This is a genomic window from Kitasatospora sp. P5_F3, from assembly GCF_054049135.1.
Map to the genome: position 1 here is coordinate 1 of NZ_JBFUMY010000037.1, position 25,210 is coordinate 25,210.

General features: G+C 70.9%; 16 protein-coding genes and 3 pseudogenes. 10 read left to right on the plus strand and 9 right to left on the minus strand.

Features of this window, described 5'->3' with window-relative positions; genetic code table 11:
* Positions 1-303, minus strand: a pseudogene (locus ACXJMZ_RS22745) (AraC family transcriptional regulator); the annotation flags it as partial.
* Positions 304-355: 52 nt separating this feature from the next.
* Between ACXJMZ_RS22745 and ACXJMZ_RS22750 the strand changes: the two are divergent.
* Positions 356-754 (plus strand): cupin domain-containing protein, encoded by a 399-nt coding sequence (locus ACXJMZ_RS22750; protein WP_457031904.1) that lies wholly within the window; start codon positions 356-358, stop codon positions 752-754.
* 53 nt (positions 755-807) lie between these two features.
* A complete protein-coding gene (locus tag ACXJMZ_RS22755; protein ID WP_457031905.1) occupies positions 808-1,872 on the plus strand; it encodes a cobalamin-independent methionine synthase II family protein in 1,065 nt (354 codons plus the stop codon).
* 54 nt (positions 1,873-1,926) lie between these two features.
* Here the strand turns inward: ACXJMZ_RS22755 and ACXJMZ_RS22760 are convergent.
* From ACXJMZ_RS22760 to ACXJMZ_RS22770, 3 genes and pseudogenes are all read right to left on the minus strand, one after another.
* Positions 1,927-2,940: pseudogene (locus tag ACXJMZ_RS22760) on the minus strand (aminotransferase class I/II-fold pyridoxal phosphate-dependent enzyme); the annotation flags it as partial.
* Positions 2,937-3,584 (minus strand): helix-turn-helix transcriptional regulator, encoded by a 648-nt coding sequence (locus ACXJMZ_RS22765; RefSeq protein WP_457031906.1) that lies wholly within the window; start codon positions 3,582-3,584, stop codon positions 2,937-2,939. The gene ACXJMZ_RS22765 and the pseudogene ACXJMZ_RS22760, both read right to left, overlap by 4 nt.
* A complete protein-coding gene (locus ACXJMZ_RS22770) occupies positions 3,581-4,225 on the minus strand; it encodes a DUF2306 domain-containing protein (RefSeq protein ID WP_457031907.1) in 645 nt (214 codons plus the stop codon). The genes ACXJMZ_RS22765 and ACXJMZ_RS22770 overlap by 4 nt, the downstream gene beginning before the upstream one ends.
* Positions 4,226-4,335: 110 nt before the next feature.
* On the opposite strand from ACXJMZ_RS22770, the gene ACXJMZ_RS22775 reads away from it, so the two are divergent.
* Both ACXJMZ_RS22775 and ACXJMZ_RS22780 read left to right on the plus strand, forming a co-directional pair.
* Positions 4,336-5,457: a sensor histidine kinase gene (locus ACXJMZ_RS22775; RefSeq protein ID WP_457031908.1), complete on the plus strand. Its 1,122-nt coding sequence runs from the start codon at positions 4,336-4,338 to the stop codon at positions 5,455-5,457.
* Complete coding sequence (locus ACXJMZ_RS22780; protein WP_457031909.1) at positions 5,454-6,146, plus strand: response regulator; 693 nt, start codon at positions 5,454-5,456, stop codon at positions 6,144-6,146. The genes ACXJMZ_RS22775 and ACXJMZ_RS22780 overlap by 4 nt, the downstream gene beginning before the upstream one ends.
* Here ACXJMZ_RS22780 and ligA read toward each other — a convergent pair.
* Complete coding sequence (ligA, locus tag ACXJMZ_RS22785) at positions 6,143-8,164, minus strand: NAD-dependent DNA ligase LigA (RefSeq protein ID WP_457031910.1); 2,022 nt, start codon at positions 8,162-8,164, stop codon at positions 6,143-6,145. The two genes, ACXJMZ_RS22780 and ligA, sit on opposite strands and share 4 nt — an antisense overlap.
* Before the next feature lie 186 nt (positions 8,165-8,350).
* Between ligA and ACXJMZ_RS22790 the strand changes: the two genes are divergently transcribed.
* Positions 8,351-8,971, plus strand: a complete 621-nt coding sequence (locus tag ACXJMZ_RS22790; RefSeq protein WP_057230104.1) for a TetR/AcrR family transcriptional regulator — start codon at positions 8,351-8,353, stop codon at positions 8,969-8,971.
* 120 nt (positions 8,972-9,091) lie between these two features.
* On the opposite strand, the gene ACXJMZ_RS22795 is transcribed toward ACXJMZ_RS22790, so the two are convergent.
* Both ACXJMZ_RS22795 and ACXJMZ_RS22800 read right to left on the minus strand, forming a co-directional pair.
* Positions 9,092-10,126 (minus strand): SMP-30/gluconolactonase/LRE family protein, encoded by a 1,035-nt coding sequence (locus ACXJMZ_RS22795; protein WP_457031911.1) that lies wholly within the window; start codon positions 10,124-10,126, stop codon positions 9,092-9,094.
* Positions 10,127-10,322: 196 nt separating this feature from the next.
* The gene (locus ACXJMZ_RS22800) at positions 10,323-11,600 is read right to left on the minus strand and encodes a cytochrome P450 (RefSeq protein WP_457031912.1); all 1,278 of its coding nucleotides are present in this window, start codon (positions 11,598-11,600) and stop codon (positions 10,323-10,325) included.
* A gap of 297 nt (positions 11,601-11,897) precedes the next feature.
* Here ACXJMZ_RS22800 and ACXJMZ_RS22805 point away from each other — a divergent pair, with 297 nt between their 5' ends.
* The 3 genes from ACXJMZ_RS22805 to ACXJMZ_RS22815 are packed head-to-tail and all read left to right on the plus strand — an operon-like array spanning position 11,898 to position 14,459.
* Positions 11,898-13,439: an acyl-CoA carboxylase subunit beta gene (locus tag ACXJMZ_RS22805; RefSeq protein WP_457031952.1), complete on the plus strand. Its 1,542-nt coding sequence runs from the start codon at positions 11,898-11,900 to the stop codon at positions 13,437-13,439.
* A 2-nt stretch (positions 13,440-13,441) separates the two neighbouring features.
* The gene (locus ACXJMZ_RS22810; RefSeq protein WP_457031913.1) at positions 13,442-13,663 is read left to right on the plus strand and encodes an acyl-CoA carboxylase epsilon subunit; all 222 of its coding nucleotides are present in this window, start codon (positions 13,442-13,444) and stop codon (positions 13,661-13,663) included.
* Positions 13,664-13,709: 46 nt separating this feature from the next.
* The gene (locus ACXJMZ_RS22815; RefSeq protein WP_457031914.1) at positions 13,710-14,459 is read left to right on the plus strand and encodes a thioesterase II family protein; all 750 of its coding nucleotides are present in this window, start codon (positions 13,710-13,712) and stop codon (positions 14,457-14,459) included.
* Here ACXJMZ_RS22815 and ACXJMZ_RS22820 read toward each other — a convergent pair.
* Complete coding sequence (locus ACXJMZ_RS22820; RefSeq protein WP_457031915.1) at positions 14,399-16,081, minus strand: MFS transporter; 1,683 nt, start codon at positions 16,079-16,081, stop codon at positions 14,399-14,401. The two genes, ACXJMZ_RS22815 and ACXJMZ_RS22820, sit on opposite strands and share 61 nt — an antisense overlap.
* Positions 16,082-16,260: 179 nt before the next feature.
* Positions 16,261-17,109, minus strand: a complete 849-nt coding sequence (locus ACXJMZ_RS22825) for a mycofactocin-coupled SDR family oxidoreductase (protein WP_057230109.1) — start codon at positions 17,107-17,109, stop codon at positions 16,261-16,263.
* A 435-nt stretch (positions 17,110-17,544) separates the two neighbouring features.
* On the opposite strand from ACXJMZ_RS22825, the pseudogene ACXJMZ_RS22830 reads away from it, so the two are divergent.
* Both ACXJMZ_RS22830 and ACXJMZ_RS22835 read left to right on the plus strand, forming a co-directional pair.
* Positions 17,545-23,547 (plus strand): annotated as a pseudogene (locus ACXJMZ_RS22830) (type I polyketide synthase); the annotation flags it as partial.
* Between the two features lie 264 nt (positions 23,548-23,811).
* Positions 23,812-25,077, plus strand: a complete 1,266-nt coding sequence (locus ACXJMZ_RS22835) for an LLM class flavin-dependent oxidoreductase (protein WP_457031916.1) — start codon at positions 23,812-23,814, stop codon at positions 25,075-25,077.
* Positions 25,078-25,210 lie beyond the last annotated feature (133 nt).

Below are 25,210 nucleotides of genomic sequence, written 5' to 3' on the forward strand. Positions count from 1 at the left end.
GCGGACGGCGCCGAGCACGGCCGGGCGGCGCGGCGCGTCGGTGTCCGGCCGGTTGGGGACGATCAGGGTGTCCGCCGTCTCGGCGGCCGCCAGGTCGGCCACGCCGGTGAGGGTGAAGAAGCCGTCCCGCATCAGCGTCTCGGGTGCGGGCGAGCAGAGCCTGAACTCGTAGAGGTCGCGCCCGATTTCGGGGCGTCGGAGGCCGAACACCTCGGTGGCGCAGCCGAGCTCGAAGGGGTTGGAGTTCTCGTCCACGATCACGACCACGCGGTGCGGCCCGGTCTGCGGGGATTCTTGCGGCATGTGCGATTCCTAGCACTCACGGTGCCGGTCGGCCAAGGGCCAGGATCAGCTCATGACCGCCACACCGATCGCTCTCGACACCGCGCTGGCCTCCTTCGACGCTCTCTGGAGCCCCCGGATCGTCACCCGCGTCAACGACTACGACGTCCGGATCGCCAAGGTGCACGGCGAGCACATCTGGCACGCCCACGACGACACCGACGAGTTCTTCCTGGTCCTGGAGGGGGAGTTGCACATCTCGCTGCGCGAGCCCGCCGGGGAGCGCACCGTGGTGCTGCCGAAGGGCGCCGTCTTCACCGTCCCCCGGGGCACCGAGCACCGGCCGTCCGCCCCCTCGGGTGCCGCGATCCTGATGTTCGAGCCCAGCGGCACCGCCACGGTCGGCGACCGCCACGACGAGATCCCCGACCATGTGGACGCCACCACGGGACACCCGCTCACGTCCTGGTGAACTTGGCCGTGCGCGGTTGCGCCGAAGTGGTGGCACTTCCTACGGTCGTCACTATGAGTATTCCAACGGAAGCTATCGGTAGCATCCCGCGACCGCGCGCCCTGCAAGAGGCCCTGGCCGATCACGCCGAAGGGCGGCTGAGCGCAGCAGATCTGACGAAGCTGCAGGAGCAGGCGACGGCCGAGACCCTGGCCGCCCTGGAGGAGTTGGGCTGCACCGTCCTGGTGGACGGGGAGCAGGCCAAGCCCAGCTCTGTCACCTATCCCCTGGCGGGGTTGGCCACGCTCGCCCCGGACGGTGCGGTCATCCCGTACGCCGACGGCCACACCCGGCAACTGCCCAAGCTCACCGCCGGGCCGTTCCGCTACCAGGTCCGCGCGGAGAGCTATCTGCGGGACGCCCGGCGGCACACCCGACGTCCGGTCAAGCAGGCGGTGATCGCACCGTCCGCGCTCAGCCTGCTCTACCCCGGCGATCCGATCGACGGCTACCCGCGGGACGCGTTCCTGCGTGATCTGGCGAACGAGGCCGAGGCCGATATCCGCGGCTGCCTGGACGCGGGTGCGCACGCGGTCCAACTGGACTTCACCGAAGGCCGGTTGTCCCTGAAGCTCGACCCGTCCGGATCCGTGCTGGACGACTTCATCGCGCTCAACAACGAGGTGCTCGGCCGGTTCGACGCCGAGCAGCGGTCGCGCCTCGGCGTGCACACCTGCCCGGGCGGTGACCACGACTCCACCCACAGCCTGGACGTCGACTACGCGGGGCTGCTGCCCAAGCTGTTCCAGCTGAAGGTCGGCAACTTCTACGTCCAGCTGGCCAGCGAGTCGGACCCCGACCGGGTACTCGGCATCATCGCCGACCAACTCCGTCCGGGTATTCGGGTATTCGTCGGGGTGACCGACCCGATCGACCCCGTCGTGGAGACTCCGGAGCAGGTCCGTGACCGGGTGCTGACGGCGGCCCGGTACATCCCGGTGGACCAGTTGGGCACCACCGACGACTGCGGCTTCGCGCCGTTCGCCGACGACGTCTCGACCTCGCGCGACCTGGCCTTCGCCAAGATCGCGGCCCGGGTGCGGGGCACGGCGATGGCGGCGCAGAAGCTCGGTCTCTGAACCCTCGGCGGTGGCCTGCCCGAGCGGGCAGGYCAGCTCGGAGCGGTAGATGCTCGCGGGCAGCAGCAGCACCCCTGCCTCCTCGACCAGCCGGGCGCAGAAGGTCTCCACGCCCTCGGCGCCCAGGTAGCGCGGGTAGGCGACGCAACCGCCGTCGGGCGCCTGCCAGTCGAAGAGCTCGGCGAAGTCGGCGAAGAACGCGTCGAAGAGCGGGAGGTTCGCCGCCAGCAGTGCCCGGTTGCGGCCGAGGATGGTGTCACGGGCCTTGAGGGCGATCCGGGCCAATACCTCGCTGGGGGCCGAGTTGCAGATCGTGGTGTAGTGCTTGGCCCGCTCCAGCCGGGACCGCAACTCGCGGTCGCGGCAGGCGATCCAGCCGATCCGCAGACCCGGCAGGCCGAGCGCCTTCGAGGTGACGTTCAGTGAGAGGGCGCCCGGCGAGAGGTCGGCGGCCTGCGGCAGCGTACGGGCGGGGTCGCGCTCCAGGCCGCGGTAGACCTCGTCGCTGAACAGGTGGATGCCGCGCTCCTCGCAGAGCTGCACCAGGGCGGCGAAGTCGGCGGCGTCGATCACCTTGCCGGTGGGGTTGTTGGGGAAGTTGACCGACAGCACCCGGGTGTTCGGGCGTAGCGCGGCCCGCACCCGGTCCAGGTCCAACGCCCAGTCCCGGTCAGGGTCCAGGGCCACGCCGGTGACCTCGCAGAGGGCGAGCGGGATGGTCTCGGCGGCCTGGTAGTTCGGGGTGACCACCACGGCGTGGTCGCCGGGGCCGAGCAGCACGTTCATCGCCAGGTAGAGCGCCTCCTCGGCGCCGGCGAAGCAGATCACGTCGTCCGGCCCTGCCAGCTCGTACGTCGCGGCGATCGCCTCGCGCAGGCCCGGGTCGCCGAAGGTCTCGGTGTAGCCGAGCGGGAGGTGCTCGAAGGCTTCGCGGTCCCCGTCGTCGGCCAGCGCGAGCAGCTCGCCCAGGGTCATGGTCTGGGCGTCGGAGGCGGTGAGATGGTGACGAGCGGTGAACTCCCAGCGGGAGAAGTAGGTTTCGAGCCGGAAGTCGGGCAGTCGGGTCATGGTGCCAGTCCTTCGGAGGGAGTCGCCCTGAGCTCGGTCAGCAGGGCGTAGACGGTGGACCGGGACACCTGCAGGGCCTCGGCGACGGCGGGTGCGGCCCGGCGGACCGCGAACACCCCGGCCTGCTCCAGCTCGGCCAGCACGGCCAGCCGGTCCTGCCGGGTGAGCCGCTCGACCGGGCGGCCGTGCTCGCGGACGTAGCCGCCGACCGCGTGCTGGATGCGCTCGGACCAGTCCTGCTCGAACAGCGGCTCCGGGCGCCGCACGGTCGGCGCCCCGAAGGCGGACAGCACGGCGGCGGCCCGCTCGAGCGGCGTCCGGTCGAGGTTGACGCAGAGCACCGCCGCCGCTCGGCCGTCCCCGTCGCGCAGGACGGCGCTGACCGAGGACAGCCGGCGGCCGTCCGCGAGCAGCTTCTCGTACGGCCCGTAGACGTCCCGGGCTGCCGGGTCCAGCGCGTCCAGCTCACCGAGCAGCGAGGGGTCGCCCGCCCGGCGGGAGGTCAGCGGGTGCCAGATCCGCAGCACCCGGTCGGTGTCTGGATCGTGCAGCACCACCTCGGCGTACGGGCCGAGCAGCAGCGCCACGGCCTCGCACACCGGGCCCCACATCCGCACCCGGGGGTCCTCCGCGCTCTTCGTCATGTCTGGACTGTACGTCCGGATTGGACGGAGAGTCCAGCGGCGCGCCGGGTGATCAGGCGCTCGGCCACCAGCAGGTTGATCAGCCAGGCCGACCAGGCCCCACTGGTGTACGCCTGCTCGAACGGGACCCCGGCCGCCGCCCCGACCGTCAGCCAGAGCCGGAAGGTCACCCCGGTGAAGATCAGCGCGTACGAGCGGATCATCCAGACCTGGTGCCGGGCCACCCGACCTCGCCGGATCGAGCCGAACGCCGCCCCGGTGGTGAGCAGCACGGCGACGCCGAGCGCGGCGAACCCGGCTGGGGCGACCGGACCGAACAGGCCCTTCGGCACCAGCAGCAGCCCGCCGACCGCCGTCGCCAGCGCACTCACCAGGTAGACCCGACCGACGAACCGGTGCACGGCGGGGCGGCGGGCGCGCAGCCGGGGCAGGAACTGCCAGGGCCCCAGCAGCAGGGCCAGCACCGCCCCGCCGACGTGCAGGGTGAGCGGGGCGAGCGAGGCCAGGTAGGTGGCCCGCTGCTCCGGCAGGAAGGTCTCCGGGTCGAGCGTGAGGTAGCGGGCGGACAGCAGGGCGATCGCGGTGGCCAGGAACGTGACGGTGAGCCAGCCGGAACGGCGGAGCAGCGCAGCGGAGTTCATGGCCAGGAGGCTAGGGAGCAGGCGCCGCCCGGGGCGTCCCCCCGGTGAGGTGGACCGAGTACCCCCACAGGGCGATGTGCCGGGCCCGCCGCCTCGCTACCGTTCGGCTCATGACGGCCCTGACCCGAAGGCTCACCCTCGCCGGCAGCTGGCGCAAGCCGACCGCTCCGGTCCTGGACGGCCTGCCGGCGCTCGCCTTCCTGCTCGCGATGCTGACTGAACGGCTGCTCACCACACCGGAGTTGCCTGCCCTGCTGCTGAGCGTAGTGATCGCCGGGGCACTGGCCTGGCGGCGCCGGGCCCCGCTGACGGCGTATCTGCTCGGCACCGCCGCGCTGGCGGTGGAGGCGCAGACCGTGCTGCCGGGTCCGATGTCGCCGTACGCCAACCTGATCGGCCTGTACGCGCTCGGCCGGTACGCGACCCGGAGCCGGGCCCGGTCCGGGCCGGTGATCGTGCTGGTCGGCATGGCCGGGTACTTCGGTGACCTCGTGGTGCCCGCCGGGGTGCTGCTGGTCTGGCTGCTGGCCTGGGCGCTCGGCTATGCCGCCGCGCTGCGGCAGGAGGAGCGCACGGTCGCCCGGCGGCAGCTCCGGCGGCGGGTGGCGGAGGAGGAACGGGCCCGGATCGCCCGGGAGTTGCACGACATCGTCGGCCACACGCTGAACCTGATGCTGGTCCAGGCCGGGGCCGCCCGGCGGGTCCTGCCGCGCGATCCGGAGCAGACGGTCGAGCTGCTGTCGGGTCTTGAGCACACCGGCCGGGAGGCGCTCGACGAACTGGACCGGGTGCTCGGCCTGTTGCGCCGCAACGGGCCGTCGGACGGCCCGAGCCTGCAACCGGGCCTGGCCGATCTGCCCCGGCTGGTCGGGCGGTTGGAGCAGGCCGGGCTCCGGGCCACCGTCCGGATCGACGCCGGGGCCGGCCGACTGCCGCGCACCATCGACGTGTCGGCGTACCGGATCGTGCAGGAGGCGCTGACCAACACGGTCAAGCACGGGCGGGCCGAGACCGTGGAGATCACGGTCGGCCGGAGCTCGGAGGTGCTGGACATCCTGGTGCTGGACGGCGGACGGGGCGCGCCCGGCGGGTACGTCCCGGGCCGGGGGCTGCTGGGCATCGCCGAGCGGGTCGCCATGTTCGGCGGCAGCGTCGAGCACGGCAGCGTGTCGCAGCCCGGTGGGGGTGAAGGGGGCGGGTTCCGGCTGCGGGTGACGCTTCCGGTCGGGTGAGCATCCGGGTGCTGCTGGCCGACGACGACGCCCTGCTGCGGGCCGGGATCGCGCTGGTGCTCGGCACCGAGGACGGTATCGAGGTGGTCGGCCAGGCCGCCGACGGGTTGCAGGCGGTCGAGCTGTGCGCGGCGCTGACCCCGGACGTGGTGCTGATGGACGTCCGGATGCCCGGGATCGACGGCGTCGAGGCGACCCGGCGGATCGTCGCGGCCGGGCTGCCCGTCAGGGTGCTGGTGCTGACGACGTTTCACCATGACGAGTACGTCTGGGGCGCGCTGCTGGCCGGTGCCGACGGGTTCCTGCTCAAACGGGCCTCACCGGAGCGGCTGGTGGACGCCGTGCAGACGGTGGCCGCCGGTCAGGCCCTGCTGGACCCGGCGGTCACCCGGGACCTGGTCGCCCACCTGGTCGCCCGGGCGCCCGCCCCGCCACCGTCGGCTGCCGACCGTCGGCTGGAACGGCTGACCGCCCGGGAGCGGCAGGTGCTGCGGGAGGCGGCCGAGGGACACTCGAACGCGGAGATTGCGGAGCTGCTGGTCCTCGCCGAGTCCACCGTGAAGACCCACATGAAGCGGGTGGTCGCCAAGACCGGCGCCCGGGACCGCGCCCAGGCGGTCGCCATCGCCCACCGGAGCGGGCTGATGGCGACCCCTGGCCCGGACGGCCAATGGCGAGACAGGCCCTAGAGCTGCTCGGCGACCATGGTGGCGAACTCGTCCGGGGTGATGATCCGGATGCCCAGCTCCTCGGCCTTGGTGCGCTTGGAGCCGGCCTTCTCGCCCGCGACCAGCAGGGTGGTGCGCTTGGAGACCGAGGAGGAGGCCTTGCCGCCCGCGCGCTCGATCAGCTCGTTCATCTCGTTGCGGGAGAGCTCGCCCAGGGCGCCGGTCATCGAGCCGGTGACCACCACGGCCTGGCCGGAGAGCGGGCCCTCCTGGACGTCCTCGGTGGAGGTGACGACCGCGGTCGGTTCGGTCTCCGCGATACCGACGTTCTGGGCGATCAACTTGTCCAGCAGCGGCGCCAGTTCGGTGAGCTCGGCGACGATCACCCGGGCCTTCTCGGTGCCGATGCCGGGCACCCCGGCCAGGGTGTCCTGGTCGGCGGCCCGGATGGCGGCCATGCTGCCGAAGTGCGCGGCGATCCGGCGCGACATGGTCCGGCCGGTGCCCCGGACGCCGAGCGCGCAGAACACCCGGCCCAGCGGCTGGTGGCGGGCGGTCTCCAGGGCGGCGAGCAGGTTGTCTGCGCTGGTCTCGCCCATCCGCTCCAGGGTGAGCAGCTGATCCCTGGTCAGGGTGAACAGGTCGGCGAGGTCGGCGACCAGGCCGGAGTCGACCAGCTGGACCGCCCGGGTGCCGCCGAGGCCCGCGATGTCGAGCTGGTCGCGCGCGGCGGCGTACCGGATCGAGGCGACCGCCTGGCAGCCGCGCCCCTGCACGCAGCGCCAGCGCTGCTCGGAGGTGTCGATGTCACCGCCGCAGCGCGGGCAGACCTCCGGGAAGACGATCGGCTGCTCGGCGCCGGTGCGCTGCTCGACCAGCGGCGCCTCCACCCGGGGGATCACGTCGCCGGCCCGGTAGACGAAGACCTGATCGCCCGTCATCAGCCCGCGCCGGGTGATGTCGGCGGGGTTGTGCAGGGTCGCGTAGGTGACCGTGACGCCGTCGATCACGACCGGCTCCAGCACCGCGCGGGGCGCGATGATGCCGGTACGGCCGACGTTCCACTCCACCTCCAGCAGGCGGGTGACCTTGTGCTGGGCGGGCAGCTTGCGGGCCACCGCCCAGCGCGGGGCCCGGGAGCCCGCCCCGGCCTGCTGCTGGTCGGCGGCGGAGTCCGCCTTGACCACCACACCGTCGATGCCGAACGGCAGCACCGGCCGGAGCGCGGCGATCTCGTCGATCCGCTGCTGCACCTCCTCGACCGTGGCGCAGCGCCGGGGCTCGGCCGCCGTACCGGCGGCGGTGTGCGCGCCCAGCTCGGCGATCCGCTCCAGCAGCTCGCTGTGGCCGAGGCCCTCAAGACCGACGGCGTCGTACGCGAACAGCGTCAGCTCGACCCGGTACGGGCGGTCCTTGGCCCGCAGGGTGCCGGCCGCGCCGCTGCGCGGGTGGGCGAACGGGGCGGCGCCGTGTGCGGTGCGGGTCTCGTTGGCCAGCTCGAACTGCTCGTGGGTGAGCAGGACTTCACCGCGCAGCTCCAGATCGACCGGCTCGGTCAGGGTGGCGGGCAGGCCGAGCACGGCGTCGGCGGAGTGCGTGATGTCCTCGCCCGCCAGACCGTCGCCCCGGGTGAGCACCTGGACCAGCCGACCGGCGCGGTACCGGGCGGCAACCGCCAGGCCGTCCAGCTTCGGCTCCACGCACCAGCCGTCCACCGGCCGCCCGAGCCGACGCTCCAGGCCGGCCGCCCAGGCGGTGAACTCCTCGGCCGAGAAGACGTTGTCCAACGAGAGCATCGGCACCGAGTGCGGGACGTCGCCGTCGGCTGCGCCGCCCGCCACCTTGCCGGTCGGGGAGTGCTCCAACACCTCGGCCGGGTGGGCGAGTTCGTACGCCTCGATGGCCCGCACCAGGGCGTCGTACTCGTCGTCACCCAGCGGGGTCGAGCCGTCGTCGTAGTAGGCCGCGGCTGCCCGGACGGCGGTTTCCACGGCGTCGGAGTAGGCGGCAAGGGAGGCGAGAGTGGCTGCGTCCGTCATACCCACATCATCTCGTCCGGCACTGACATCGCCATGGATCCCGGGCCCGCCGCTGGTGACTCTGGGTAGTGAAAGAGGAGGCGGAGCCCCCCTCTTTCGAGTGCTCGGCGAAGTGGAATCCCAGCTATTGGTCAAAGGTCGGTCAAGTGTATTAATGATCCCTTTTTCGTCCGGTACAGTTTCCGTATGGGACATCGTGAGGATCTGCTGGAGGGCGCCAAGCGGTGCCTTATCGAAAAAGGTTACGGCCGTACGACCACCAGAGACATCGTCGCGGCTTCCGGAGCCAACCTGGCGTCCATCGGCTATCACTACGGATCGAAGGAGGCGCTGCTCAACGCCGCCCTCCTGGAGGCACTGGACGACACCGGCGGGGAGTACCAGCCGACCTCGGTCGAGGACCCGCGGCCCGGCGCCGACCCGCTGGAGCGGTTCGAGGCGGCCTGGGCTCAGATCGTCGAGAAGTACACCACTCGCCGACAGTTGCTGCTGGCCAGTTTCGAGGTGTTCGCGCAGGTGGACAGGGTTCCCGAGCTGCGAGCGGCGTTGGCCGACGGGATCCAGCAGGGGCGCGAGTCGATGGCCGAGCTGTTCCAGAGCATCGCCGGCGACAGCGCCGAGCCGCTCGACGAGGAGCGGCAGAACGCGATCGGTTCGTTCTACCAGGCGCTGGCCACCGGAGTGATGGCGCAACTGCTGGTGGACCCGGACCGGGCCCCGACCGCACGTGATCTGACCCTTGCCCTGCGGACGATGGTGAACTGGCAGCCGGCTCTTCTTCCGGAGCCCGAGCCCGTTCAGATCTGACCTGGATCCGACGCGGATCCGGGTTTCGGAAAACAATTCGGAGAATGCCGAAATGACCGGCGGTCGAGGAATTCCTCGACCGCCGGTTCACGTTTTCCGGCGCTGTTCCCAGAGGGTTCGTCAGATACGGTGCAGAACGAAATCGTCGGTGGTCTCACCCTTGAAAAGCAGGTCGGGACGGCCACTCAGCGTGTAGTCGCCGTGCGGGGTGACCAGCACGTCGGTGGGCAGCCGCTCGGGCCACGGCTGGACGCGCTGGATCTCGTGCGCGGCGGACCAGCTGCGGTCGGTCGGGCGGAGCACGATGACCGCGTCCACGCCGGCCGGGTTCGCCAGGTCGTTGCTGACCACGAGCAGGGTGCCGTCCGGGCGCAGCGCGATCGAGTCGCCGCCGACGATCGGACGGTCCAGCGTGACCGGGTGGGCCTGCTCCGGAGCGTCCAGCGGGATCCGGACCAGCTGGCCGGTGCTGTACTGCAGGGTCAGCAGGAAGCCGGCCGGGTGCAGCAGCAGACCGATCACACCGGCGCCGGTGCCCAGCTCCCAGCCGGGAGAGATCACCGAGGTGTCGGCCAGCACCGAGGCCTGACCGTCGGTGGTGACCTTGTAGATCTTGTTGGCGGCGGGGTCGCTGACGTAGGCGGTGCCGTCCTTGTCGATGGCGACCCGGTCGGCGGCGTGCATCGGCTCCTCGCCGAGGCTGAGGTCCACCAGGAACAGCTGACGGCCGGTGCTCAGCTCGAAGACGCCGAGCCCGGACTCCTTGAGGTAGGTCTCCGGGGTGGACCGGGTGCCGAGGCCCAGGTCGTGGTAGCCGAGCAGCAGTCGGTCACGGTGGACGTCGACGGCTATCCCGACGGACGAGACGATCTTCGGGTCGGGGTCGCTGACCAACGGGGTCACCGAGCCGTCGGAGTTCAGGATCGAGGCGGTGCCGTGCCGGGTCGAGCTCAGCAGGATGGCCTTGCGCCGGGGGTCCCAGGTCATGCCCTCCGGGTGCAGGGAGTCGGCGTGGCCGGTGATGACTCCGGGGTAGGGGCAGGACGAGGCCGTCTCGGTGGCGGCCTCGGCCGAGGGTGTCAGACCGGCCGTGGCAGCGGCGGCGACCACTGCGGCCCCGAGCACGCCGCGGCGGCTGATCTCAGTGTCGGTCATGTTCTTCGTCTCCTGGTGGGACAGGCGTGCACGGACCACGAGCGCCCGACGGCGAGACGGGAAACTTGGGCAGGATCGACGACGCCGCCGCACTGGGTTCGTCCGGGAACGGGTGCCCCCAGCATCGAACTTGGCACGAAACTAGTCCCGCGAAGGTTCCGCCCCCACCCCTATCCGCCCCCTGTCCGACCGGCGCCTACCGGACGTGGACCGGGAGCGACTCGACGCCGTACACGATCGACAGCTTGCGGAACGCCAGCTCCTCCGGGGGCACCGCCAGCCGGAGTTCGGGGAACCGCCGGACCAGGGCGGGGAAGGCGGCGCGCAGCTCCATCTTGGCCAGCTCGGCGCCGATGCAGCGGTGCATGCCGTACCCGAAGGCCAGGTGCGAGGGGCCCTGGCGGTCGCCGTCGAAGCTCTCCGGGTCGGCGCCGAAGACGGCGTCCCGGTTGGCGCCGCTGAGCGAGCAGAGCACCACGTCGCCCGCCGCGATCCGGGTGCCGGCGATCTCCATGTCCTCCCGGGCGAAGCGCGGGAAGGCCATCTGAACGACCGTCAGGTAGCGCAGCAGCTCGTCGACGAACGGGGCGGTCGCGGCGTCGTCGTCCCGGATCCTGGCGAAGGCCACCGGGTCCTGCAGCAGCACCAGCGAACCGAGCGCCAGCATGCTCGCGGTGGTCTCGAAGCCACCGGTCAGCACCCCGTCGGCGAGACCGGCCAGCTCCTGGTCGTCGATGTCGTCGCCGTACTCCTTGATCAGCATGCCGAGCAGCCCGTCGCCCGGCTCCACCCGCTGGCGCTGCACGACCTCCTGGAGGTAGGCCAGCGACTCGGTGATCGCGCCGAACGTGCCGCCCGCCCCGGCGAACAGGTCGAACCTGGCGGTGCCGAGCCGCTGGAAGTCCTCGCGGTCCTCGTACGGTATGCCGAGCAGCTCGCAGATGGTCAGCGAGGGGATCGGCAGCGCGTAGTGCTCCACCAGGTCGACCGGGCCGGGTCCGGCGGCGGCCATCTGGTTGAGCTGCTCGGTGACCAGGGCGTCGATCCGGGGGCCGAGCCGGCTGAGCCTGCGCATGGTGAACTCGGGGGTCAGCCGGCGCCGCAGCCGGGTGTGCACCGGCGGGTCGCTGAAGCCCAGGCCCCCCGGGTTCTGACCCTCGGTCAACCCGGCGTTCCCGATCAGGTTGGCGAAGTCGCTGCTGAAACCGGTCGGCCGGCCCAGCACCTGCTTGACCTCCTCGTAGCCGGTCACCAGCCAGGCGTTGAAGCCGAACGGCAGCGGCACCCGGCTGATCGGCGCGGCCGCCCGGGTGGTGGCCATCGCCGGGACCGGGTCCAGTCCGTCCCGTTTGAGTGGCATCAGGACCGATTCGGGCAGGAATGAGATATCGGAGAGGTCGAAGCCGTTCCGTGCGGTCCGGGCGAGGTAGCGGCGCCCGATCCAACTGGTCGCACGTGAACGGAGTTTGGTCATCAGCACTGGGTGCTCCAATCCGGGCAGGAGGCCGACTGGCCATGGGGTCGTCGAGCGGCCGTGCGCGGCGGCGGGCCTCAGCGTATCCAGAGACGGTCGTACGTATGACAGCCGGATGGCCGTTAGGGGTTCCACCGGAGCTCTCAGGGGGGTGAGTCGGCTGGTGACGCCGTCCGGGCCCGATTTGAATGAATCGTTCGACCGCTTTCTGAATCACCCGACCGGTTGGAGAGGTGGAGCGTGACTACTGTTGAGGAGGCCCTGGCGGTGCGGCAGGACGTCGTAGGACGTCCTGACATGCGGGCCAGGGTCGACGAGTTGCTGGCGACCAAGGACGAGGTGGCGCAGGGTGCGCCGCAGGCGACCCTGAACCAGCGGGCCAAGGGGAAGCTGACGGTCCGTGAACGGATCGACCTGCTCTTCGACGAGGGGACCTTCCGCGAGATCGAACAGCTCCGCCGGCACCGGGCGACCGGTTTCGGGCTGGAGAACCGGCGCCCGCACACCGACGGTGTGATCACCGGGTGGGGCAAGGTCTGGGGCCGGACGGTCTTCGTCTACGCCCACGACTTCCGGATCTTCGGCGGCTCGCTCGGCGAGGCGCACGCGGAGAAGATCCACAAGGTGATGGACCTGGCCGAGGCGGCCGGTGCGCCGCTGGTCAGTCTCAGCGACGGGGCCGGGGCCCGGATCCAGGAGGGCGTCACCGCGCTGGCCGGGTACGGCGGTATCTTCCGCCGCAACGTGCTGGCCTCCGGGGTGATCCCCCAGATCTCGGTGATGCTCGGCCCCTGCGCGGGCGGTGCGACCTACTCGCCCGCGCTGACCGACTTCGTCTTCATGGTCCGGGACATCTCGCAGATGTACATCACCGGACCCGACGTGGTGAAGTCCGTGACCGGCGAGACGATCAGTCACGACGGGCTCGGCGGCGCCGAGGTGCACGCGGCGGTCTCCGGCGCGGCCGGCTTCCTGCACGACAACGAGGCCGACTGCATCGAGGACGTCCGGCACCTGCTCTCGCTGCTGCCGTCCAACAACCGTGAACTGCCGCCCGTGGAGCTCTCCGAGGACCCGCCGGACCGGCGCAACGAGGCGCTGCTCGACCTGGTGCCGGCCGACCCCAACCGGGCCTACGACATGCGCAAGGTGATCGAGGAGATCGTCGACGACGCCGACTTCTTCGAGGTGCACGCGTCCTGGGCCACCAACATCCTGTGCGGGCTGGCCCGGCTTGACGGGCATGTGGTCGGCATCGTGGCCAACCAACCCGCTTCGTTCGCCGGGGTGTTGGACATCAACGCGAGCGAGAAGGCCGCGCGCTTCGTGCAGCTCTGCGACGCGTTCAGCATCCCGCTGGTGACCCTGGTCGACGTGCCCGGCTTCCTGCCGGGCCGGGACCAGGAGCACGAGGGCATCATCCGGCACGGCGCCAAGCTGCTCTACGCGTACTGCAACGCGACCGTGCCGCGGATCCAGCTGATCCTGCGCAAGGCCTACGGCGGCGCGTACATCGTGATGGACTCCCGCTCGATCGGCACCGACATCTCCTACGCCTGGCCCACCAACGAGATCGCCGTGATGGGCGCCGAGGGTGCGGCCAACGTGGTGTTCCGCCGGGAGATAGCGGCCGCCGACGATCCCGAGGCGGCCCGGCAGCAGCGGATCAAGGAGTACCAGGAGGAGTTGATGCACCCGTACTACGCGGCCGAGCGCGGCCTGGTCGACGATGTCATCGACCCGGCGCTGACCCGGTCCACCCTGATCGACGCGCTGGCGATGCTGCGCGCCAAGCACACCCGGCTGCCGGCCCGCAAGCACGGAAACCCGCCGGTGTAGTGATGACGCAGACGACACAGGAGTTGTCGCGGATCACCGTGGTCCGGGGTGCCCCGGACCCGGAGGAGCTCGCCGCCGCCGTGGTGGCGCTGCTCGCCCTGGCCCGGCGGCGGKCCTCCGCCSCCGGGCCGGGCGGCCGTCCGCGCCTGGGCGCCGGTTGGGAGCCGGAGGGCTTCGGTGCGCCCGGGGCCTGGAACGGCGGCTCTAGGACCACCCGGCCGTGAGCACGGCAGTTGTCCGCGAAGTTGTGAGAGAGGAAGCTCAACCACCATGTCAGTGACGTCCGTTGAGAGCGGGGCCTGGACCCGAAGGTTCCATCCGGCGCCGGAGGCCCCGACCAGGCTGGTCTGCTTCCCGCACGCCGGCGGGTCGGCCACCTACTACTTCCCCGTCTCCCGGGCGCTGTCGCCCGGTCTTGACGTGGTCTCGATCCAGTACCCCGGCCGGCAGGACCGGCGCCACGAGCCCGGTGTCGACTCGGTGGACCGGCTCGCCGACCTGGTGGTCGAGGAGCTGGGGGACTGGCTGGACCGCCCGCTGGCGCTGTTCGGCCACAGCCTGGGCGCCACGCTGGCGTTCGAGGTGGCCAAGCGGCTCGAGCGGCGCGGCGTGGTGCCGGTGGCGCTGTTCGCGTCCGGCCGCCGGGCGCCGTCCCGGCACCGTCCGGGGCGGGTCCACCTGTACGGGGACGCCGAGTTGATCGCCAACCTGAAGAAGATGAGCGGGACGGACGCCCAGGTGCTGGGCGACGACGAGATGCTGCAGATGATCATGCCCGCGATCCGCAGCGACTACAAGGCCGCCGAGACCTACCAGTACCGCCCGGGGCCGAAGTTGAGCTGCCCGATCATCGCGCTGACCGGCGACGAGGACCCGGAGGTGAACCTGGAGGAGGCCCGGGCGTGGTCCGAGCACACCACGGCCGGCTTCGAGATGCAGGTCTTCCAGGGCGGGCACTTCTACCTCAACCAGCACGCCCCGGCGGTGCTGCGGGCGATCACCACCCAACTGGGCGGCTGACCGCGGGAACAGCAAAGGACGGCGGGCCGGGGTGTGAACCCGGTCGGGGTGCCCTCGCCGTCCTCGCCCTCCACCGGGGCGATGTCCTTCGGCAGCTTGCCGAGGACGACCGCGGAGAGGATCGCGCCGAAGATCATGACGCCACCGGCGGTGATCGCCGCCGCGTGCATGCCGTCGGTGAACGCCACCCGGGCGATCCGGACGACGGTGTCGCGGACATCGGCCGGGAGCTGGTTGGCCACCGCGACGGCGTCGCCCAGCGCCTCCCGGGCGTGCTGCGCGACGTTGGCCGGCAGGTCGGCCGGCAGCTTGTCGGCCAGGTTGCCGCGGTAGACGGCGAAGCCGACGCTGCCCAGGACTGCCATACCGGCAGCACCACCGAACTGCTGGGTGGTCTCCAGCATGGCGGACGCCGAGCCGGACTTGGCCTTCGGAACGGTGGACAGCGCCAGGTCACCGACCAGGACCATGGCCATCATCAGACCGACGTTCGCCACGCCGACACCGGTGAGCAGCACCCACAGCGGGGAGTCGTACTCGGCGGTCAGGACGAAGGCGTAGCCGAAGATGGAGACCGTGAAGCCGGCGCTGATGACGTAGGCGCGGTGCATCTTCTGGGACAGCACGGCCGCGACCGGGCCGGCCACCGCGACCGCGAAGGACGGGATCAGGCACCACAGACCGGCGCTCAGCGCGCTGAGCCCGAGCACCGACTGCAGGTACTGGGTGGAGAAGATGCCGAAGCCGACGATCGCGAACATCGCCGTGGTGTTGATCGCCGCCGAGCCGCCGAAGCCGCGGCTGAGCAGCAGCTTGGTGTCGATCATCGGGGTCTCGAGGGCGCGCTGACGGCAGATGAACAGCACACCGACCACGATGCCGGCCCCGAGCGCGATGCCCGAGCCCAGGTTGAACTTGTCGGCGGCCAGCGTCTGCATGGCGTAGATGACCGGGAGGATGGCGCCGAGCGAGAGGACCGCGCTGGGCAGGTCGAAGCGGCCCGGGTTGGGGTCCTTGGACTCCGGCAGCAGGATCGGTGCCAGCACCAGCATCAGGATCATCGCCGGGATGTTGAGCAGGAAGACCGAGCCCCACCAGAAGTGGTCCAGCAGCAGGCCGCTGACCACCGGGCCGATGGCGACGCCGAGGCCGGTACCGGCGGTCCAGATGCCCACCGCGGCGGTGCGCTCCTTCTCGTCCCGGAAGATGTTCAGGATCAGGGCCCGGGTCGAGGGCATCAGGGTCGCGCCGCCGATGCCCAACAGGGCTCGGGCGATGATGAGTTCGTTGGCGGTGCCGGCGTAGGCGGCGCCCACCGAGGCGAGACCGAAGCCGAGGATGCCGATGATCAGCAGCTTGCGGCGGCCGATCCGGTCGGCCAGCGAGCCCATGGTGACCAGCAGGCCCGCCAGGATGAAGCCGTAGATGTCGAAGATCCACAGCTGCTGGTCGGTGGTCGGAAGCAGGTCGGCACTGAGGAAGGGCACCGCGAAGTACAACACCGAGGTGTCCATCGAGACGATGACCAGGGGCAGCACAAGCACGCCGAGGCCGAGCCACTCCTTCGCGCCGGCCTTGGGCGCCGCGTGGGCGCCGGAGGTGGTGCTCTGTTGGTTCGTCATTTCTAGGCTCTCTCCAGCCTTGTGGTGATTCGGTCGGACCAGTGGGTCGGACTAGGGGTCAGGTGGTTCGGACTAGTTGTGTCCTGGCCATGTCATGTCTTGGACAGTCGGGTCGGCCCCGGGACGGGCTTGCTGCGCCCGCCCCCGGGCCGTGCGTACTGCGGTCTGGTCAGTGCTGCTTACTTGCCGGCTTTGACGACGGCGCCGCCGTCGACCTTGAGCTGAAGGCCGGTCACGTAACGGGACTCGTCGGAGGCCAGGTAGGTGACCGCGTGCGAGACGTCGAGCGGCTCCACGTACGGGATCGGCATGCCCTGGACCACCGGGAACGCCAGCTCGGCGTCCTCGCGGGTCGGCTGCTCGACGTCCGGGCGGAAGACCTTGTACATCGCCTGGTTGTGCAGCATGACGGTGTTGGCGTTGGTCGGGTGAACCACGTTGAGGCGTCGGCCGGTCGGCGCCAGGTACGGCGCGAACCAGTTGACGTAGTCGTTCAGGACGGTCTTGGCGAAGGAGTAGCCGATGCCGCCGGGGCCCATCGGACCCGGGGCGCCCGCCTCGGCTATGTAGGCCGCGGCCGAGCCGATCAGGATGATCGACGCGCCCTCGCCCAGGTGCGGCAGTGCGGCGTGCACGGTGTTGAGCGCGCCGCTCAGGTTGACGTCCACCGCGTCGGTGAACGCGTTCAGCGGACGGTCGGCACCGACCGGGCCGATGGCCGCGTTGGCGACCACGACGTCCAGCCGGCCCAGCTCGGCCACGCCCTCGTCGATCGCGGCCTTGAGTGCGGCGCGGTCGCGGACGTCGGCCACCTTGGTGACGATGCGTCGGCCGGTCTTCTCGACCAGTCTGGCGGTCTCCTGGAGTTCCTCGGCGGTGGCCAGGGGGTACTCGACGACGTCGATGTCCTCGCAGATGTCGATCGCGATGATGTCGGCGCCCTCCTCGGCAAGTCGTATCGCGTGGCTGCGGCCCTGACCGCGACCCGCACCGGTGATGACGACGACCTTGCCTTCAACGCGGCCCATAAGGCCCTCCCGATCATGTGTCGTTGAATTATTTATACCCAAGGAAACCTCCCCTCCGATGGGCTCGGTACCCCCTAATCGCCCCTGCCGAAACAGGACAGGGGTGGCACTAGGGGTGGGTAAGGGGCTTGACAGGACAGGGCAGTTGGGGCCGTCGTCGTTCACCTTGAGACTACCGGGACCCCCTGACAACGCGTCAGGGTAGCGGGTGGCGCGCGAGCCCGCTAAGGGGTTTTCTAGGGGTTCCGTGCGAGCGCCGTCTCATTACGGTGGAGGAGCCTGGGCCGGGTGTCCAGCAAAAACGTCGCGCGCATATGCGAATACGGGACGGGGGTTCGGTGGCGACCCGCCATTTCACATTCCCCGCCTCCCGATTCCTCGTCCGAAATCGTCGGCGCTCACACGGGAAGCGGGATCACTGAAATGGCCAACCTCAACTCCGACGAACGGCTTGTCGAAGCACTTCGGGCGTCGCTGAAGGAGACCGAGCGGCTGCGCGGGCAGAACCGGAAGCTCTCGGCGGCCATCCGGGAACCCATCGCGATCGTGGGGATGGCCTGCCGATACCCCGGTGGCGTGACCTCGCCGGAGGACCTGTGGCGGTTGGTGGCCGGTGGGGTCGATGCGGTGTCCGAGTTCCCGGACAACCGTGGTTGGGATCTCGAAGGCGTGTACGACCCGACCGGCGAGCGGCCCAACACCACCTACACCCGGGAGGGCGGATTCCTGCACGACGCGGGGGAGTTCGATCCCGCGTTCTTCGGAATCGCACCCAATGACACGCCGTACGTCGACCCGCAGCAGCGGCTGCTGCTGGAGGTCAGCTGGGAGGCGTTCGAGCGGGCCGGGATCGACCCGGCCACCCTGAAGGGAAGCTCGACCGGCGTGTTCGCCGGACTGATGTACCACGACTACCCGTTCAGCAGCGCGGCCGGCTCGATCGTCTCCGGGCGGGTGTCCTACACCCTGGGCCTGGAGGGCCCGGCCGTGACGGTGGACACCGCCTGCTCCTCCTCGCTGGTCGCGCTCAACCTGGCTGTCCAGGCGCTCCGTTCGGGCGAGTGCTCGCTGGCACTGGCGGGCGGAGTGGCCGTGATGGCCACCCCCGAGACCCTGGTGGAGTTCAGCCGGCAGAAGGGTCTGGCCAGGGACGGGCGCTGCAAGGCGTTCGGCGCCGGCGCCGACGGCACCGGCTGGTCGGAAGGGGCAGGCGTCCTGCTGGTCGAGCGCCTGTCGGACGCGCGGCGCAACGGCCACCCGGTGCTGGCCATCGTGCGCGGTACCGCGATCAACCAGGACGGCGCGTCGAACGGTCTGACGGCGCCCAACGGACCGGCCCAACAGCGGGTCATCCGAGCCGCGTTGGCCAATGCCCAGCTGACTCCCGCGGACGTGGACGCGGTCGAGGCGCACGGGACCGGTACGACGCTGGGTGACCCGATCGAGGCGCAGGCCCTGCTCAACACCTACGGCCAGGGCCGGGCGGAGGCCGGGCCGCTCTGGCTGGGCTCGCTGAAGTCGAACCTGGGGCACACCCAGGCGGCGGCGGGTGTCGGCGGCATCATCAAGATGGTGATGGCGATGCAGCACGGTGTGCTGCCGCGTACGTTGCACGTCGAGCAGCCGTCCGCGCAGATCGACTGGGAGGCCGGTGCGGTCGAGCTCCTGACGGAGGCTCGGGACTGGCCGGAGACGGGACGGGTGCGGCGGGCGGCCGTCTCCTCCTTCGGCATCAGCGGCACCAACGCGCACGTGATCATCGAGCAGGCCCCGGCGGAGGCGGAGCAGCCCCCGGCGGCTGTCACCGGACTGCCGGTGGTGCCGTTGGTGGTCTCGGCGAAGAGCGCGGAGGCGCTGCGGGCGCAGGCGGCCGTGCTGCTCGAACGGCTCTCCGGTGAGGGTGAGTTGGAGCCGGTCGACGTCGGGTACTCGTTGGCCACCACGCGGGCGGTGCTGGAGCACCGGGGCGTGGCGGTCGGAGCGGACCGTGCGGAGCTGGTGGCGGGGCTGCGGGCGTTGGCCGAGGGCGGGGGTGTGTCCGGTCAGGCGAAGGGGGGCCGGACGGCGTTCCTGTTCACGGGGCAGGGGTCGCAGCGGTTGGGGATGGGGCGTGAGCTGCACGGTGCGTTCCCGGTGTTCGCGGCTGTCTTCGACGAGGTGTTGGCGGAGCTGGGCGGGTCGCTGCGGGACGTGGTGTGGGGTGAGGACGCCGATGAACTGAACCGCACAGTGAATACCCAGAGTGCGCTGTTCGCATTCGAGGTGGCGCTGTTCCGGTTGGTGGAGTCGTGGGGTGTGCGGCCGGACTTCCTGGCCGGGCACTCGGTGGGTGAGATCGCGGCTGCGCACGTGGCGGGGGTGTTGTCGCTGGCGGACGCGGCGAAGCTGGTGTCGGCGCGTGGGCGTCTGATGCAGGAACTGCCCGCCGGTGGTGCCATGGTGGCGATCGAGGCCACTGAGGCGGAGGTTCTGCCGCTGCTGACCGCTGAGGTGAGCATCGCGGCGGTGAACGGCCCGCGCTCGGTGGTGGTGTCGGGTGACGAGGCGACGGTGCTGGCGATTGCTTCAGGGTTCGAGCGGACGAAGCGGCTGAGCGTGTCGCACGCGTTCCACTCCCCGCTGATGGACCCGATGCTGGATGAATTCCGTGCAGTGGTCCGGAAGTTGACCTTTGCGGAGCCGTCGATCGCGGTGGTGGCGTCGGGTTCGTTCACCGACCCCGAGTACTGGGTGCGGCACGTCCGGGACGCGGTCCGGTTTGCCGACAACGTACGGGAGTTGGAGTCCTCGGGTGTCTCGCGGTTCCTGGAGATCGGCCCCGACGGCATCCTGACCGGGCTGGCCCAGCAGAGCGTCGAGTCCGAGGATGCCGTCCTCGTGGCGACGGTGCGCCGGGACCGCCCGGAGGCTGCCACGCTGGTGGCCGCGCTGGGCCGACTGCACGTCGTCGGTGGCGCGGTGAAGTGGCCGGCGTTCTTCGCCGACTCGGGTGCGCGGCGGGTGGACCTGCCGACCTACGCCTTCCAGCGGAAGCACTACTGGCTCGATGCCGCGTCGGTCACCGGCGGGGATGCGTCGAGCATCGGCCTGCTGCCCGCCGACCACCCCCTGCTCGGTGCCGTCGTGGTGTCCCCGGACGGCGAGGGTGTGGTGCTGACCGGCCGGCTGGCCCTCGGTACGCAGCGCTGGATCGCCGACCACGGTGTGCTGGGCAACGTCCTGCTGCCGGGCACCGCGTTCGTGGAGCTGGCGGTGCGGGCGGGTGACCAGGTCGGGTGCGATGTGCTGGAGGAGCTGACGCTCCAGGCGCCGCTGATCCTGCCGCCCGGCGGCTCGGTGCAGGTCCAGGTCACGGTGGGTGAGGCGGACGGTGAGGGCGACCGGCCGGTCACCGTGCACTCGCGCCCCGAGGGCGACGAGGGCGGCGCCTGGACGCTGCACGCGGACGGCGTGCTGACGTCCGGAGCTGCGGCACCGTCGTTCGACCTCGCGCAGTGGCCGCCGACCGGCGCCACCGAACTGAAGCTGGACGGCGTCTACGACCGGCTGCTCGCTCAGGGCTATGGCTACGGGCCGGTGTTCCAGGGCCTGAAGGCCGCGTGGAAGCGTGGTGACGACCTGTTCGCCGAGGTGGCGCTGCCCGAGGTGGCCCATGCGGAGGCGGCCCGGTTCGGGCTGCACCCTGCCCTGCTGGACGCCGCGATGCACGTGGCCCTGGTGGACGACGGCGAGGGCAAGGACGGCGAGCCGGTCCTGCCGTTCGTCTGGAGTGGTGTCACGCTGCACGCGGCCGGCGCCTCGTCCCTGCGGGTCCGCATCTCGCCCGACGGGCCGGAGAGCGTGAACGTCGTGGTGGCCGATGGTGTGGGTGTGCCGGTGCTGTCGGTGCGGTCGGTGGTGGGTCGGCCGGTGTCGTCGGAGCAGTTGTCGGCGGGTCGTGGTGTGGAGTCGTTGTTCCGGGTGGAGTGGCCGGTGGTTTCCGTGGGCTCCGGGGCGGGTGCGCTGCCCGGGTGGGAGACGCTCTCAGCTGACGGTGTGGTGCCTGAGGCGGTGGTGTTGGAGTGTGTGACGCCTTTGGGTGAGGTCCCGGGAGCTGTGCGGGAGTTGGCCGGGCGGGTGCTGGGCGTGGTGGGGGAGTGGCTCGGTGATGAGCGGTTCGAGGCGTCGCGGTTGGTGGTGCTGACGCGCGGTGGCGTGGTGGCGGCTGACGGTGATGTGGTGGATGTGGTGCAGGCTCCGGTGTGGGGTCTGTTGCGGGCCGCGATAGCGGAGAATCCGGGCCGGTTCGTGGTGGTGGACTGGGACGGTCTGCCGGAGTCGCGTGCGGTGCTGGGTGCGGTGGTGGCGTCGGGTGAGGTCGAGGCCGCGGTCCGGGCCGGTGTGGTGCGGGTGCCGCGCCTGGCGAAGGTCGGTGCGGTCGAGGGCACGGTGCCGGCAGTTGACGGCACGGTCCTGGTGACGGGTGGCACGGGTGGTCTGGGTGCGGTGGTGGCCCGGCATCTGGTGGTGGAGCACGGTGTCACGAGTCTGGTGCTGACGAGCCGTCGGGGTCTTGGGGCCCCGGGGGCTGCGGAGTTGGTGGCCGAGCTCGAGGCGTTGGGTGCGAGCGCCCGGGTGGTGGCGTGTGATGTGGCGGATCGTGAGGCGGTGCGGGAGCTCCTGTCGTCGCTGGAGCGTCCGTTGGTGGGTGTGGTGCATGTCGCCGGTGTGATGGACAACGGCGTGATCACGTCGGTGACGCCGGAGCGCCTGGACGCGGTGCTGGCGCCGAAGGTGGACGCGGCCTGGCACCTGCACGAGCTGACCTCTGACAGTGAGTTGGCGTTCTTCGTGATGTTCTCCTCGGCCGGTGGCATGGTGCTGGCGGCGGGTCAGGCGAACTACGCGGCGGCGAACGTCTTCCTGGACGCGCTCGCGGTCCAGCGGCGGGCGGCCGGTCTGCCGGCCACCTCGATGGCCTTCGGTCTCTGGGGTGTCACCACCGGCATGACGCAGCAGACCCACTCCCTGGCGGAGGCGGAGCAGCGGATGGCCCGCCTCGGCCTCCCCGCGCTGCCGCAGGCCGAGGCACTGGCCCTCTTCGATGCCTCGATAGCAACGGGCGAAGCGGTCCTGGTGCCGATCCGGATCGACCCCAAGGCCCTGCGCACGCAAGGCGATTCACTGCCCGCACTGCTGCGCGGACAGGTGACCGTCCGACGCCGGGCGGCGGTCGGCAAGGCCGAGGCGGACTCGCTGCGGCAGCGGCTGGCCGGGCTGGACGAGAGCGAGCGGGAGCGGGCGCTGCTCGCCGTGGTGCTCGGGTACGCGGCCAACCTTCTCGGCCACAGCGGACCGGAGGCGGTGGAGCCCGAACGGGACTTCCTGGAGGCCGGGTTCGACTCCCTGAGCGCGATGGAGCTGCGCAATCTGCTCAACAAGGCGACCGGTCTCCGCCTGCCCCCGCTGGTGGTCTTCGACAGCAAGACCCCGGCCGCGCTGGCCCGGTTGATGCGGACGGAGCTCACCCTGGAGCCGGCCTCCGCGGCCCCCGGCGGCGAGGTGTCACCGGGTACCGGCGGTCAACTGTCGGTCCCGGACGACGAGATCGGCCGCGACACGCTCAGCCAGCTGTTCCGGGAGGCCGTGCTGTCCGGCCCGATGGCGCAGGCGTTCGGTCTGCTCGGTGCGGTCGCCCGGACCAGGCCGAGCTACTCCTCGCTGGCCGATCTCGGCGCGGTCCCGCAGCCGGTGCGGCTGGCGGACGGTCCCGGCCGTCCCCGGCTGATCTGCGTGAGCACCCCGATGGCGACCGGCGGTGCGTACCAACTCGCCCGGCTGGCCTCGCACTTCGGTGACGTACGGCCGGTCTCGGCGGTGCCGCTGTCCGGGTTCGTGCCCGGCGAGAAGCTGGCCGAGTCGGCGGAGGCCGCGATCGAGGTGCTGGCGGCGAGTGTGCTGGAGGCCGCCGAGGGTGAGCCGTTCGTGCTGGTCGGCTACTCGGCGGGCGGTCTGCTGGCCCATGTGACGGCCGGCTACCTGGAGTCGGTGCTCGGGATCGGCGCGGAGGGCCTGGTGCTGCTGGACACCTACCGCTCGGACAGCGAGAGCCGGGACGACGTGGACCGCGGCATGGTGCTCAGCATGCTGGAGAAGGAGCGGATGTTCGGCCGCTTCGACAGTGCCCGGCTGGCGACCATGGGCCGCTACGTCGAGCTGGTGCCCAAGATCGTGCCCGGCAGGATCGAGGCGCCGGTGCTGTTCGTGCAGTGCCTGGAGGAGTTCTCGGGCCCGGGCCAGACGCCGGCTCAGGTGACGGAGTCGGACGACTGGATGGCCCACCCGTGGGACTCCACGCAGGACGTCCGACAGGTCCGGGCCAACCACTTCAGCATGCTGGAGTCCGAGGCGGCCGCGACCGCCGGGGCGATCGAGGACTGGCTCGCCGAGCGCGGCTGATCCACTGCTGACCCACCGTCACCAGATGCGGCCGGCGCCGTGTACGGACTCCGTGCACGGCGTCGGCCGTACTCCGTGCACGGGGAAGGCTGATGGGGGCTGCTAAGGGCGCGGATAGGGGCTCGTAGGGGATCCTGCGAACACCCGTTCCTCCTAGGGTTGATTTTGGCTGATACGGCAGCGAATTGACGGTCAGTCACCACAATCCCTGAACTTCTCAGTCTCCGGCAGCGGCGAGCCACCTGCCGATGAAAAGGAGCGAGCATGCGCTTCGGACTGCTCTACCTGCAGCAAGTTCCCCGGCCGTGGGCCGAGGACAGCGAGGAGAACGTCCTGCACGAGGCACTGGAGCAGATCGAACTGGCCGACCGGCTGGGCTTCGACTACGTCTGGGCCTCCGAGCACCACTTCCTCGACGAGTACTCCCACTCCTCCGCCCCCGAGGTGTTCCTGGCCGCTGCGGCCGCCCGTACGAAGCGCATTCGGCTCGCGCACGGCATCGTCTCGCTGCCGCCGGCCGTCAACCACCCGGCGCGCGTTGCCGAGCGGCTGGCGACCCTGGACCTGATCTCCAAGGGCCGGGTCGACTTCGGCTCGGGCCAGGGCAGCACGCAGCACGAGCTGGGTGCCTTCAACATCGACCGGACGACCAAGCGCGAGCAGTGGCGCGAGGCCATCGGTGTGATCACCCGGATGCTCACCGAGGTCCCGTTCACCGGCCACAAGGGCCAGTGGATCGACGTGCCGCCGCGCAACGTGCTGCCGAAGCCGAACCAGAAGCCGCACCCGCCGCTCTGGGTCGCCTGCAGCTCGCCGGAGACCGTCGAGACCGCCGCCCGCAACGGTGTCGGTGCGCTCTCCTTCGCCTTCATGACCGAGGACGAGGCCAAGGAGCGGGTCGCCGCCTACTACGACCTGATCGGTTCCGAGGAGTGCGTGCCGGTCGGCAAGGCCGTCAACGCCAACTTCGCGGTTGCCCTTCCCTTCCTCTGTCACGAGGACGAGGAGACCGCCTACGAGCGGGCCATGGGCGGCGTGAACTTCTACGTCAACTCGTTCATGCACTTCTACCTGCAGGGTGAGCACCGCCCCGGCACCACCGTGCTGTCGGAGGAGTTCGGCAAGAAGGCCCCGCTGCCCAAGGAGAACCAGGACCGGATGGACCTGGTGGTCCGCCGCGGCATCGGCACCCCCGAGAAGCTGCGGGAGATGATCCGGGCCCAGGAGGCGGCCGGCGTCGACCAGATCATCTTCCAGGTGCAGCTGGGTGCCAACAAGCACGAGCACATCCTGGAGTCCCTGGAGCTGTTCGCCCGCGAGGTCATGCCGGAGTTCGTCGAGCGCCGCGAGGCGCAGGACCTGGCCAAGGCCGAGCGCCTCGCCGTCCCGGTCAAGGAGGCCCTGGGCCGGATCGAGACCAGCACGGTGGACGTCTCCGACTACCTGATCCGCACCGACATGGAGCTCTTCGGTCCTCCTCAGCAGCCGGCCCCCGACGCCACCCCCACAGCGGCGGAGAACGGCAGCTGATTCCCCCGGTCCCCGACGGCCGCCGCTCAACGGCGCGCGGCGGCCGTCGGGGACGCACCATCGGCCTCAGGGCCTGTCYGGCMATTCCCGTCGGGTCCGGCCCGCCCGGCACGCACGMTCGCCGCACGGCCGA

Coding starts and splice junctions, on each gene's coding strand:
- ACXJMZ_RS22835 (WP_457031916.1), top strand. CDS start 23,812: ATGCGCTTCGGACTGCTCTACCTGCAGCAAGTTCCCCGGCCGTGGGCC.
- ACXJMZ_RS22755 (WP_457031905.1), top strand. CDS start 808: ATGAGTATTCCAACGGAAGCTATCGGTAGCATCCCGCGACCGCGCGCC.
- ACXJMZ_RS22815 (WP_457031914.1), top strand. CDS start 13,710: ATGTCAGTGACGTCCGTTGAGAGCGGGGCCTGGACCCGAAGGTTCCAT.
- ACXJMZ_RS22820 (WP_457031915.1), bottom strand. CDS start 16,081: ATGACGAACCAACAGAGCACCACCTCCGGCGCCCACGCGGCGCCCAAG.
- ACXJMZ_RS22750 (WP_457031904.1), top strand. CDS start 356: ATGACCGCCACACCGATCGCTCTCGACACCGCGCTGGCCTCCTTCGAC.
- ACXJMZ_RS22805 (WP_457031952.1), top strand. CDS start 11,898: ATGCGGGCCAGGGTCGACGAGTTGCTGGCGACCAAGGACGAGGTGGCG.
- ACXJMZ_RS22765 (WP_457031906.1), bottom strand. CDS start 3,584: ATGACGAAGAGCGCGGAGGACCCCCGGGTGCGGATGTGGGGCCCGGTG.
- ligA (WP_457031910.1), bottom strand. CDS start 8,164: ATGACGGACGCAGCCACTCTCGCCTCCCTTGCCGCCTACTCCGACGCC.
- ACXJMZ_RS22770 (WP_457031907.1), bottom strand. CDS start 4,225: ATGAACTCCGCTGCGCTGCTCCGCCGTTCCGGCTGGCTCACCGTCACG.
- ACXJMZ_RS22825 (WP_057230109.1), bottom strand. CDS start 17,109: ATGGGCCGCGTTGAAGGCAAGGTCGTCGTCATCACCGGTGCGGGTCGC.
- ACXJMZ_RS22775 (WP_457031908.1), top strand. CDS start 4,336: ATGACGGCCCTGACCCGAAGGCTCACCCTCGCCGGCAGCTGGCGCAAG.
- ACXJMZ_RS22795 (WP_457031911.1), bottom strand. CDS start 10,126: ATGACCGACACTGAGATCAGCCGCCGCGGCGTGCTCGGGGCCGCAGTG.
- ACXJMZ_RS22800 (WP_457031912.1), bottom strand. CDS start 11,600: ATGACCAAACTCCGTTCACGTGCGACCAGTTGGATCGGGCGCCGCTAC.
- ACXJMZ_RS22790 (WP_057230104.1), top strand. CDS start 8,351: ATGGGACATCGTGAGGATCTGCTGGAGGGCGCCAAGCGGTGCCTTATC.